We start from the raw sequence: 12,264 nt of genomic DNA, 5'->3' as shown, positions 1-12,264 counted from the left end.
TTTTTTATTTAATATATATTATTTCTTTCATAAGGTATTGAAATCTACCAATCTTTCAATTAATATTTAAATTGTAAATAACATAACATCACGTAGTATTAAATACTATGTAAGGAGTTGAATTTTATAATGAATGATTTTAATATTGATACATTTATAAATGACCAGAAAGGATCTAATAATATCGATCTAAATGATTTTCCAGAATTAGATTTATATATGGATCAGGTAATGCAGCTATTTGAAACAAGATTAGCATATACAAAAAGAAATCCAGATGATAAGGTTCTTACTAAAACTATGATCAACAATTATGCTAAAGATAATCTATTAATGAAAATTAAAAACAAAAAATATACTAAGAATCACTTAATTCTAATGGGATTAATTTATAACTTAAAGGGGGCTTTATCCCTAACTGATATAAAAACTCTTCTTACTCCAATTATTCAAAGCTTTGATAGTGATAAAGAATATCCATTATATGATATATATCAATCATTTCTTGATATGTATGATTTGAATTTGGAAGAACTTAAAGAATCATCTCATAGAATTGAAAAAAATACCTTGAACATTTTAAAAAATAAAAACAAAAATCTTGGCAATTATGAAGAAAAACTTCTTCTTGCATGTTCTTATGTAAGTATGAGTAATTTATTTAGGCGAATGAGCGAAAGAATTATTGACGAATGCTTTGAAGATGCAAAGGAGAAAAAATAGTGAGAACTTCTGTTGATTTAAAAAAGCAACTTTCTTCATTAAATAATAAAAGTTATGGACTTTATAAGACTATTTCCGGAAAATATTTATTTAAGGATTATGTATTAAGCATTGATCATATTCAAGGCGATCCATTTGCCTCTCCATCAAGCATTAGAATAATAATTACTCAAAATGTAGCTGGATTTCCCAGCGAACTTTTTAATAAAAAGTACAAGAAAATTGCCTTAGAAGATTATATAACACGATTATTTTACAATAATATATTTAGGATTGCTTCTAAAGGTTCTGGATCTGGTAAAAGTGGACTTATGCTAATAAGCAAATGTGATCAAGAGGTAATTGAAAGAACATGTGTATTAATTAATGAAGAAGAAATTCAAGTTAGATTTAAAGTTGGTTTTCCTGCAAGAGGTAGAAGTATTCTATCTTCAGAGTTAGAAAAAATATTATTTGAATACATCCCTAAAATCATAGATAACTCACTTAAGTATGATAATCTTGATAAAAATAAGATTAAATCTGTAATTGATTTAAGTGAAGATCAAAATTATATAAGAAGCAAATTACAAGAGCTTAATCTTGTTGCATTTGTTGCTAATGGATCAATTTTACCTAGAGAAAGCGGCATATCAAACAAACCACTAAAAAATTCTATTAAATTTAAATCTCCATCAAATCTCCAAGTAGAGCTTAACCTGCCAAATCGAGGCAAGATTATTGGGATGGGAATAAAAAAAGGTATCACTTTAATAGTCGGAGGAGGATACCATGGAAAATCTACTTTATTAAAAGCTTTAGAACTTGGAGTTTATAACCACATAATTGGAGATGGACGTGAATATGTAATTACAGATGATTCTGCCATAAAAATAAAATCTGAAGATGGTAGGTCAATAAAAGATACAGATATATCACTCTTTATAAATAATTTACCTAATGGCAAAGACACAAAAAAATTTAATAGTGAAAACGCCAGCGGAAGTACATCACAAGCGGCTAATATCATAGAAGGAATTGAATCTGCTACTTCCCTATTTCTTATAGATGAGGATACCTCTGCTACTAATTTCATGATTAGAGATAAGTTAATGCAGAGATTAGTGAATAAAGATAAAGAGCCAATAACTCCATTTATAGACGTAGTTAAAGATTTATATAAACAATTAGATATATCAACTATATTAGCTGTTGGTAGCTGTGGAGATTATTTTAATGTAGCTGATTGTGTAATTCAAATGGATGAATATGAGGCTAAAGATGTAACCTCTATAGCTAAAGATATAAGCTCTAATTTTATATCTGAAGAAAGGCAAAATAGTCAAAATCATATATCTATTGATTTTGATAGAAAGATAAAGAAAGGCACTATATCTGCTGATTATAAAGGAAATGTAAAAATCAAAAGTATTGGCACTGACTCTTTGTGTATAAATAAAGATATAATAGATTTAAAATCATTAGAACAAATTGTAGATCCTGAGCAGATAGATGCTTTAGGATATATAATGAAGCTTGCAGAAGATAAAATAATAAATAATAATAAAACACTTCAAGAAATAGTTACTGATGTTTTAGACTTTATGAATAAGAACGGACTTATAAGTATAAGTTCCACTTCTTATGGGAATGGAACTTTATCTATGCCAAGAAAGCAAGAAATTATTTCGTGCTTTAATAGATATAGAAACTTAAAATTATAAAAAAATATCCACAGATACAATTCTTCTAAAGAATTTTTCTGTGGATATCATTTTATTTTTGTATATAACTCTAAATTTCATTCACAATTTACTTTTGCTGAGCAAATATTTAGATTAAATCTAGAACTTATTATATGAGAGTTTTATAAAATAACAAAGATATTATAATTTTAAAATGAAACTTGATTCATATATGTTCAATAGACTCTCTATTCGCATCATATGCAAGACTTAAGTTCTCTGCTTAAGTGCTTAAGAATATAAGAATATAAGAATATAAGAATATAGCTATTCTATTATATAATTAATTTAAAATCTTATGATTCAATTTTAGTAATTCTATATAAAATTATTTTCATATTCATATTTTATATAAACTATAACAATATTTTACTTAATCAACTATATCATATATATTCTCATTTAATAGAAATCTATGATATAATAAACAACATGAGTATCGAAACTGATTATGCTAGTGTATAATTTAGAGTTCATAACTAAATAATTATTGTGTACTATAAATTGTGCATTAAAGAGCATAAATTAATAAAATATTAGAAATGAGGTAGAATTAGATTGATAACTGTATCAAACGTTAGTCTGAGATTTGGCGGACGTAAACTTTTTGAAGATGTAAATATAAAATTCACTCCTGGAAATTGTTATGGAGTAATAGGCGCTAATGGTGCTGGAAAAAGTACATTTCTAAAAATATTATCTGGCGATGTAGAACCTAATACTGGTGAAGTAATAATTGCTCCAAATACAAGAATGTCAGTATTACAACAAGATCACTATAAATATGATGAGTATCAAGTTTTAGAAACTGTAATAATGGGTAATGAAAGATTATATCAAATCATGAAAGAAAAAGATGAGATATATGCAAAACCAGACTTCTCTGATGAAGATGGAATTAAAGCTTCTGAATTAGAAGGTGAATTTGCTGAACTTAATGGTTGGGAAGCAGAATCAGAAGCTTCAACAATTTTACAAGGTTTAGGAATTGGCACTGAATATCACTTCAGAAACGTATCAGAATTAACAGAAGCTGAAAAGGTTAAGGTACTTTTAGCTCAAGCCCTATTTGGTAACCCTGGGATATTAATCCTAGACGAACCTACTAATGGTCTTGACTTAAAGGCTGTAAACTGGCTTGAAGACTTCCTAGGTAATTTTGATGGAACTGTTATAGTTGTATCCCATGATAGACATTTCTTAAACTCAGTTTGTACTCAAATGGCTGATGTTGATTTTGGAAAGATTAAGCTATATGTTGGTAACTATGATTTCTGGTATGAATCTAGCCAATTAGCTCTTCAAATGTCTAAAGACCAAAATAAGAAAAAAGAAGAAAAGATCAAAGAACTTCAAGACTTTATCGCAAGATTCAGCGCTAATGCATCTAAATCTAAGCAAGCGACTTCAAGAAAGAAGCTATTAGATAAGATTACTTTAGATGATATCCAACCTTCAAGCAGAAGATATCCTTTCGTAGGATTCAAGCCTGAAAGAGAAGTTGGTAATGATATCTTAACAGTTAAGGATTTATCTAAAACTATTGATGGAGTTAAGGTTTTAGATAATGTTAACTTCATGGTTAATAAAGGTGATAAAATAGCTCTTATAGGTAATGAAATTGCCGTAACTACATTATTTAAAATATTAGCTGGTGAAATGGAACCAGATAGTGGTGAATATAAATGGGGAATAACTATTACAACTGCATATTTCCCAACTGACAATACTAAATATTTTGAAAATTGTAATTTATCTTTAGTAGATTGGTTAAGACAATATTCTGAAGAAAAATCTGAAAGTTATATAAGAGGATTCCTTGGAAGAATGTTATTCTCTGGAGAAGAAGCTTTAAAGGAAGCTAATGTATTATCAGGAGGAGAAAAGGTTAGATGTATGCTATCTAAAATGATGCTTTCTAATGCGAATGTATTAATGCTAGATCAACCTACTAACCATCTTGATCTTGAATCAATAACAGCTGTTAATAACGGCCTAAAGGATTATAACAGTAATTTATTATTTGCATCTCATGACCATCAATTTGTTCAAACTATTGCAAATAGAATTATAGATATTAAAGATGATGGCTCTATAGTTGATAGAACTATGACATTCGATGAATATATAGAGTTTTCAAATAAATAATAAATAATAAAATGCACCTGTTGACTTAATATGTTAGCAGGTGCATTTTATTATTTTAAAATTTCATCGACAATCTCATAAACATTATCTATTATATTATTAGCATATGGTTTTACTTTTTCCTCAGCTTCATTGAATGTATAACTATTCTTAGTTATATTAAACATTGAAACATCATTGAATGAATCTCCAACACAATATAGGCAATCAGCATCTAAATTCTCATCTTGTAGAATCATACTAAGTGCATTCCCTTTTGAGCATTCTTTAGGCACTATATCTATGAAGCATTGATTTCTAAATGCTTCTATATAGTCACCATATTCATCAATAATTAATTTTCTTATTTCTTCTGCTAATTCAATAGATTGTTCTACATTAAATACGCTCATCATTTGGCAATCCTTTTTACCATTTAGGGCTTCATTTAGCAAAACCTTATTTGCAAAACTTTCAAAAAAGTCTCTATCTATATTAGATTTATCAATTAAAGGATTGTCTATAATTTTAGTTGCTTCTCCATCATCATAATATATCATTGAACTTTTATAGTTAAAAAATTTATTAATTATATCAATGACTATCTTATTAGGTATAGATTTCTTATGTATTATTTTATTCTCATTATCTAGTATTAATCCACCATTACAAAGAACTAAGTAATCATAATCAAAATAATAATCTTTAAATATAGTATCAACACCCTGTTTCGTTCTTCCTGTAGATACTATAACCTTATTTCCTTCTTCACGAAATCTTTTTAATGCATGCAGATCTTCTCTCGAGATCATATTATTCTTAAATAAAGTTCCATCCAAATCACTTGCTAATAATTTCATTAGTATATACTCCTTAAATAATATCATTACATAAAAATTATACAGGTGTTATGTTATAAATCAAAATAAATATTTATATAACTAAGAACTATTTTGATTTAATAATCAACACCTGTATAAAATACTAATATTTTTTATGTATACTACTTCTTATATTTGTAATGTAGTAATTTATGAGCTAATCCTTCTCCAGGTTTACCCATATATTCATCATACATCTTTATAATTGCTTCATTTTTATGTGATTTTCTCTTTTCTAAATGTTTATCTTGATTATATAAAACTGAAGCTCTAACAGTCTTAATATCTATTTTATCTTTTTCTTTAGCACTAATATGTGGTTGTCCACCACCATTTACACATCCGCCTGGGCATGCCATAACTTCAATAAAGTGATATTGTTTTTCTTTTAATTTTTCACTTTCCATAAACTTAAATACATTAGATGCACCATTTATTACTGCTACATTATAGTCATTTCCACCTATATTAACTGTAGCTTCTTTAATTCCTTTAAGTCCTCTAACTTCTTTATATTCTATTTCTTCTAAATCTTTGCCTTCACAGAAATCTTTTGCACTTCTAAGTGCAGCTTCCATAACACCGCCAGTAGCCCCAAATATAACACCTGCTCCACTGTATTCTCCCATTGCAGGATCAGCTTCACTATCTTCTAATGTAGCAAATTTTATTTTTGCATCTTTAATCATCTTAGCAAGTTCTCTAGTTGTTATACTTGCATCTATATTTTTAATACCATCAATCTCCATGCCTGGAAGTTCTGCTTCGTATTTTTTATCATTACAAGGCATTACAGTTACAGTAAACACATCTTTAGGATCTATATCTTCAATTGATGGGTAATATGTTTTTGATGCTGTACCAAAAATTTGTTGTGGTGATTTTGCTGATGAAAGATTATCTAAAAATTCTGGGAAATAATTTTGTACCTGTCTTACCCACGCTGGACAACAAGATGTAAACATTGGGAATGGTCCACCAGCCTTAATTCTTTGTAAGAGCTCTGTAGCTTCTTCCATTATAGTCATGTCAGCTCCAAAGTTTATATCAAATATCTTATCAAATCCTAGCATTCTTAAAGCTGTATATATCTTTCCAGTTACATCTTGACCATATCCCATATTGAATAATTCTCCAAGAGAAGTTCTAACAGCTGGTGCCATAGCAACTATAACATGCTTTTTAGGATCTTCAATTGCAGCTTTAACTCTATCAATATGTGGTTTTTCAGTAAGTGCTCCAACAGGACATGCAATCACACATTGTCCACATAATAAGCAAGTAGATTCATCAAAACATTTATCTTCTACAGTTCCAACAGCTCTTTGACCATCCTTTTTGATGAATTGTATAGAACAAGTATTGGTAAATTCTTTACAAGCAGCTACACATCTTCCACATAACACACATTTAGTTCTATCTAACATAATAGCACTACTTCTAGAATCAACATATTTTTCTTTATCTTCAACTACAAATGGTTTGCTAGCTTTTGCTTTTGTTTTTATAACTAATTTTAAAAATTCACAATTTTCTCTTCTTGGACATGGTCCACACTTAAATTCATGCTTGTCCAACAAGGTTGAGATTCTTGTTCTTACTCTTTCTTGAACCTTTTCTGAATTTGTATGCACTACCATTCCTTCTTCTGCTTTAGTAATACATGCAAGCGCTAAATTGCTTTTTCCTTCTATTTCTACAGCACAAACTCCACATTTTCCTACATTTCCACACTCATTTAAATAGCATAATGTAGGTATATCAATATCATTTTCCAATGCAGCTTTTAAAACTGTTTTTCCTTCTTCAACTTGAATCTCTTTTTCATCAATTATTAAATTAATCATGAATATATACTCCTTTTAATATTGTTATTTTTTTAACACACAAATAAAAACTCGCACTTGTTATTATTTTATCAAACTTTTCAATAAAAATAAACATATAAATTTATTTTATTCTTAAGTTAACCTTATTATTATCTAGTTGACCTTATAAAATAATGCTATTTAAGTTATAATACATATATATAAATAAAGAACGGAGGATAATTGTCAGATAAATCTATATTTTTGACATAAATAGATATGATTCAAATTTATAATAGAAAAACAAAATCATATGAGGAAGAACAAGTAGTTGGTAAAAAATATATTGAATGGACTTACGAATCTTTAATAGGTAAGAATCTAACTGAGATTTTTTTGAAAAAAAAATTATTTTCTAAATTATATGGTTTATACTGTGATACTAAGCTAAGCTCTAATAAAATAAATGCCTTTATCAAGGATTATAATATTGATATAAATTTATCATTAAAAAAAGCTAATGAATTCAATTCATTTAATGACTTTTTTGCACGTAAGTTAACTTCTTCTGCAAGAGAAATAAATTTTGACCTAAATGCATTAATATCACCTGGAGATGGAAGACTTACTTGTTATACTAATATTTCCATTGATAATCTTGTACAAGTAAAAAATATAACATATAGCTTAAGAAAGCTAATAAATAATGATAATATTGCTAGTAATTATGAAAATGGTGTATGTTTAATACTTAGATTAGCGCCTACAGATTATCATAGATTTCATTTTATAGATTCAGGAATTCCTACTGAAAGTCATTTTATTAATGGTTTTTATTACTCAGTTAACCCAATTGCCCTCAAAAATATTTCAAACATATTCTGTGAGAATAAAAGAGAATGGACTTTATTTAAATCAGATAATTTTGATGAAGTCCTTATGATTGAGGTAGGGGCCACATGCGTAGGATCAATAATTCAAACATATACGCCTGATACTAAAGTTAATAAAGGTGATGAGAAAGGATACTTCAAATTTGGTGGATCAACTATTATACTATTTTTTAAAAAAGATACTGTTAATATAGATGCTGATATTTTGCAGCAATCTAATCTCGGATTTGAAAGCAAGGTCTCTTTTGGAGAAACAATAGGATATAAGTCTAATAAATTGTAAACTTAAAAAAATATGCAATGTATATAAGCTCATTCTTATAATAAACAGTTTTATTATAAGAATGAGCTTATTTTTATTATTTCATCTTCGAATTTTCAATTATATTTAATATATCAATTTTAAATATAAGTTCAGTTTCTATCATTAATTATATTACTTAAATTTTTTCTAAATATATTTATATCTGAATTAACAATAACCAGATTTATTCCCATAGCCTTTGCTCTTTCATAAACGCATTTCTTACAAGGAGGCTTTGTTGCTACTAATATTTTCTTAGTATTTTTCCCTCCAATTCTTTTACTATACACTTCTAACTCATTTAATGCATTTTCATCATATTTTTCACTATCCTTACATGATATACATATAAGCACTGAATCTTTAACAGCTAATATATCTAGTTCATTTTTAATTTTTCCATTCTGATCTTTCCATAAAAATGTCACTCCACTTTTTACTTCATCAATTTCTCTTATTTCGTTTATAACTATATTGGTTAAAACCTCCAACCATGTTCCGCTTTTAAATATAAATCCCTTAATATATTTATTTAAAAAAGATACTTCTATGATATTTTTATTTTCTTCATACTTTATAGATTCCAATTTATATAAATAATCCAGGCAAATCCTTAGTATCTTTATTTCTTCTCTATTTAAATACTTTAAATCTACTGTTATCTTAGTATCATTAAAATAATCATGTATAAATGCCTGCGTATTATATAATACTTTTTTATATTTATACCAAACATCTAGGTTCTCATATATCCTTTTTGTTATGCATATAACATTCTTATCATTGCTTAATTCTGTAGAATCCATTATAATTTCTGATCCACTCGTTTTTAAAATATCACCAATATAAAAATCACTAATTTCTTCATTAGTTTTTGATAAATTATCTCCAAATCTATAAATTGTTTTAGTCAATATATCAATATATATAATATTACATTTCTTAAATAATGCTATATTAAGCAATATTAAAGAATTTATACGATCTCCTCCAGTTATATTAACAATAATTTCATCATTAATGCTATTTATTAATTCATTTATACCACTAATATCACCATTTCTAATTCTAAAGCTTTCAAATATCACATTATTAAACATTCTTTTGCAACATTCATAGGTTTGTTCATACAAATCATCTTTCGTATCATCTATTAAGTAAATAACTTTGTCAGGTTTAAATTTATCTATTGCTATTAAACCATTTTCGTTATGTATGTCAAATAAGTTAATTAATATTCTTCTCATAATACTTACACCATTTCTATATTTCGAATTACCTATTATTAAATTATCCATTTTTATAATATTTATGTAATTTATTTAATAAAAAAAGATTTAGCTTTTATTTAAGCTAAATCTTTAAAATGGCAGAGCGTGAAGGAATCGAACCCTCAATGTACCGTCCGTAGCGGTAAGTTATATCCGTTTAACTAACGCTCCATATATTTTATTAACAAAAATATATTATCACAAGCTACCATAATAATCAAGGATTATAGTAATCTTATAATAATATATTTATATTTATTTTATAAATATATATCAGAAAATTCTATTTCTAATACATCTACCTTTTTTATAGATTCCATTTCTTTAATTTTAGATTTTGCCTCTTCTGCTTTTCTTATTGGAATTTCCAGAATAAATTCACACCCTTTGTTTTCTTCACTTATTAATCTTACATTACCATTATGAGCTTCTGTTAAATATCTCACCAAATCTAATCCGATTCCACTACCTTTATGTTCACTATTTTTATTATTACTGGATTGGATAAATCTATTGAATATATTTTTTTGATCATTTAGCGGTATTCCTATACCTTGATCTTTAATTGATAAACTTATTTTATTTTTTCCACACCATGCATTTATATAAATATTACTATCTTCTGGTGAAAATTTTATTGAATTAGATAATAAGTTAGTAATTATTCTATCTACTGCATCGGCATCTATAGCCATTACGCATTCTTCAACATTTGTATCAAAAACAAGAGATATATTTTTTTGTTTTGCATATTTGTCTATTAACTCTATATCTCCTTCTATCAATGATATTATGTCCATATTTATTAAATTTAAATTATAATATTTTTTACAAAGCTTTGTAGTATCTATTAAGTTATTAACTAACTTAAGCATTTTATAGCAATTTCTTTTTATTATATTTAAATGATCATTACATTTTACATCATCATAACATTGCATAGCACTCAGTATTACATTTAACGGTGATCTCAAATCATGAGAAATATTTAACAAAAAATCTTCCTGTATTTGTTTTTCTTCTTTTAATTTTAATATCTCTTTAATTAACTCATCTTTATTTAATTTATATAATTCTTTTTTATCATAATTAACCATATTATCAAATTCTCTGACTTTACTAATGCTCGTTGAAACCATAAATTCTCTCCACCTATCTATATTTTATACCACAAAGTTATAATACCATTTTTTACCATAAAAATCAACTATCATGATTTTATATATTATTTTCTTTTTTTCTGCAAAATTATATTATTTTAAACAATATTATTGACGTTATCTTAATTGAATGCTATATTTGTATTTGTAAAAAACACAAATGTTTTTTAATTGTAGACACAAATCTATAGGAGTATATTTATGAACAATTTTTCATTAATCAAACGTATATTTTTTGCTTTAATTTTAGGAATTATCTTAGGACTTGCTTGTAAGCAAATAGAAATTACTTTTCCCATAAGAGTTCTTTCAACATTTAGTTCTCTATTTGGAAATTTCTTATCATTTGTAATACCTTTTATAATTATAGCTTTCATAGTTCCTGGAATAGCAACTCTTGGGAAAAAATCAGGAAAAGCATTAATTGGAACAACTATTTTAGCATACATTTCAACAATAATAGCTGGAACTATAGCCTATTTTCTAGGAATAACTTTTTTACCAAAACTAATATCAGAAGCCACTTTAGCTTCAAATTCATCTTTAAATGTTGATCCTTATTTCATAATAGATATTCCTGCAATATTAGATATAATGTCTGCTTTAGTTTTTGCTTTTATATTTGGCATTGGTTTATCGCAAGTAAAAAATAGTAGCTTATTAAAAGGCTTTGAAGAGTTTAGTTTAATAGTTTCCATGATTATTTCGAAAATAATCATTCCATTAGTACCAATATACATAGGAGCAATATTCTCAAAGCTATCTTTAACTGGTGAAATATTTACAACAATAAAATCTTTCGGCTATGTATATTTAATACTATTTTCACTACAAACATTTTATTTAATATTTCAGTACTCATTAGCTGGATTTTTAAATAAAAAGAATACTTTTAAATTATTAAGAAATATGCTGCCAGCATATCTAACTGCTGTTGGTACGCAATCATCAGCTGCAACTATTCCTGTTACATTAAACTGTGTAAAGGAAAATGAAGTGTCTGAAGAGGTGGCTGATTTAGTTGTACCTTTATGTGCAACAATTCATCTAGCTGGAGATACAATAACCATTGTTCTAACTTCTATTGGAGTAATGTTAATGAAAGGTCAATCTCCTACATTTTCAACTATGATGCCATTCATCCTAATGCTAGGTATAACTATGGTAGCTGCACCTGGTGTTCCTGGTGGTGGGGTTATGGCTGCACTTGGATTACTTGAAGGTATGTTGGGATTCGGAAACTTAGAAAAACCAATAATGATAGCATTACACTCGGCTCAAGACAGTTTTGGTACTGCTACAAACGTAACTGGAGATGGCGCCTTATCATTAATTATAGATTATTTCATAAAAAAGAAAGATAAATGATATAT

The 12,264-nt window shown here is 27.0% G+C and carries 9 protein-coding genes and 1 tRNA gene; 5 read left to right on the top strand and 5 right to left on the bottom strand.

Annotation, left to right across the window (positions count from 1 at the left end; translation table 11 throughout):
• Positions 1-129 precede the first annotated feature (129 nt).
• From CNEONATNEC86_RS00155 to CNEONATNEC86_RS00145, 3 genes are all read left to right on the top strand, one after another.
• The gene (locus CNEONATNEC86_RS00155) at positions 130-723 is read left to right on the top strand and encodes a DUF1836 domain-containing protein (RefSeq protein ID WP_159135372.1); all 594 of its coding nucleotides are present in this window, start codon (positions 130-132) and stop codon (positions 721-723) included.
• Positions 723-2,426 (top strand): ABC-ATPase domain-containing protein, encoded by a 1,704-nt coding sequence (locus CNEONATNEC86_RS00150; protein WP_159135371.1) that lies wholly within the window; start codon positions 723-725, stop codon positions 2,424-2,426. Before CNEONATNEC86_RS00155 ends, CNEONATNEC86_RS00150 begins: the two co-directional genes overlap by 1 nt.
• Positions 2,427-3,005: 579 nt before the next feature.
• Positions 3,006-4,595 (top strand): ABC-F family ATP-binding cassette domain-containing protein, encoded by a 1,590-nt coding sequence (locus CNEONATNEC86_RS00145; RefSeq protein ID WP_058293208.1) that lies wholly within the window; start codon positions 3,006-3,008, stop codon positions 4,593-4,595.
• 50 nt (positions 4,596-4,645) lie between these two features.
• Here the strand turns inward: CNEONATNEC86_RS00145 and CNEONATNEC86_RS00140 are convergent, their stop codons facing one another.
• Together CNEONATNEC86_RS00140 and CNEONATNEC86_RS00135 are read right to left on the bottom strand one after the other, a co-directional pair.
• Positions 4,646-5,434: an HAD-IIB family hydrolase gene (locus tag CNEONATNEC86_RS00140; RefSeq protein ID WP_058293209.1), complete on the bottom strand. Its 789-nt coding sequence runs from the start codon at positions 5,432-5,434 to the stop codon at positions 4,646-4,648.
• A gap of 143 nt (positions 5,435-5,577) precedes the next feature.
• The gene (locus CNEONATNEC86_RS00135) at positions 5,578-7,302 is read right to left on the bottom strand and encodes a ferredoxin hydrogenase (RefSeq protein WP_058293210.1); all 1,725 of its coding nucleotides are present in this window, start codon (positions 7,300-7,302) and stop codon (positions 5,578-5,580) included.
• 240 nt (positions 7,303-7,542) lie between these two features.
• Here CNEONATNEC86_RS00135 and CNEONATNEC86_RS00130 point away from each other — a divergent pair, with 240 nt between their 5' ends.
• Positions 7,543-8,439, top strand: a complete 897-nt coding sequence (locus tag CNEONATNEC86_RS00130; RefSeq protein WP_125147937.1) for a phosphatidylserine decarboxylase — start codon at positions 7,543-7,545, stop codon at positions 8,437-8,439.
• A 131-nt stretch (positions 8,440-8,570) separates the two neighbouring features.
• On the opposite strand, the gene CNEONATNEC86_RS00125 is transcribed toward CNEONATNEC86_RS00130, so the two are convergent.
• The 3 genes from CNEONATNEC86_RS00125 to CNEONATNEC86_RS00115 all read right to left on the bottom strand — a co-directional run bounded on the left by CNEONATNEC86_RS00125 (position 8,571) and on the right by CNEONATNEC86_RS00115 (position 10,870).
• Complete coding sequence (locus CNEONATNEC86_RS00125; RefSeq protein ID WP_185738656.1) at positions 8,571-9,707, bottom strand: Card1-like endonuclease domain-containing protein; 1,137 nt, start codon at positions 9,705-9,707, stop codon at positions 8,571-8,573.
• A gap of 120 nt (positions 9,708-9,827) precedes the next feature.
• Positions 9,828-9,902: transfer RNA gene (locus CNEONATNEC86_RS00120), tRNA-Arg, on the bottom strand.
• 89 nt (positions 9,903-9,991) lie between these two features.
• Entirely contained in the window at positions 9,992-10,870 is an 879-nt protein-coding gene (locus CNEONATNEC86_RS00115) for a sensor histidine kinase (protein WP_159135370.1), read from the bottom strand.
• A gap of 222 nt (positions 10,871-11,092) precedes the next feature.
• Here CNEONATNEC86_RS00115 and CNEONATNEC86_RS00110 point away from each other — a divergent pair, with 222 nt between their 5' ends.
• On the top strand, positions 11,093-12,259 hold the full coding sequence (locus CNEONATNEC86_RS00110; RefSeq protein ID WP_125147935.1) for a dicarboxylate/amino acid:cation symporter: 1,167 nt from the start codon (positions 11,093-11,095) through the stop codon (positions 12,257-12,259).
• Positions 12,260-12,264 lie beyond the last annotated feature (5 nt).

The sequence above is a fragment of the Clostridium neonatale genome (assembly GCF_900465025.1).
Classification (GTDB): domain Bacteria; phylum Bacillota; class Clostridia; order Clostridiales; family Clostridiaceae; genus Clostridium; species Clostridium neonatale.
Note: the sequence above shows the minus strand (reverse complement) of the source record. Positions and strands in the feature narration are given on the sequence as shown.

Coding starts and splice junctions, on each gene's coding strand:
- CNEONATNEC86_RS00155 (WP_159135372.1), top strand. CDS start 130: ATGAATGATTTTAATATTGATACATTTATAAATGACCAGAAAGGATCT.
- CNEONATNEC86_RS00140 (WP_058293209.1), bottom strand. CDS start 5,434: ATGAAATTATTAGCAAGTGATTTGGATGGAACTTTATTTAAGAATAAT.
- CNEONATNEC86_RS00135 (WP_058293210.1), bottom strand. CDS start 7,302: ATGATTAATTTAATAATTGATGAAAAAGAGATTCAAGTTGAAGAAGGA.
- CNEONATNEC86_RS00130 (WP_125147937.1), top strand. CDS start 7,543: ATGATTCAAATTTATAATAGAAAAACAAAATCATATGAGGAAGAACAA.
- CNEONATNEC86_RS00125 (WP_185738656.1), bottom strand. CDS start 9,707: ATGAGAAGAATATTAATTAACTTATTTGACATACATAACGAAAATGGT.
- CNEONATNEC86_RS00115 (WP_159135370.1), bottom strand. CDS start 10,870: ATGGTTTCAACGAGCATTAGTAAAGTCAGAGAATTTGATAATATGGTT.
- CNEONATNEC86_RS00110 (WP_125147935.1), top strand. CDS start 11,093: ATGAACAATTTTTCATTAATCAAACGTATATTTTTTGCTTTAATTTTA.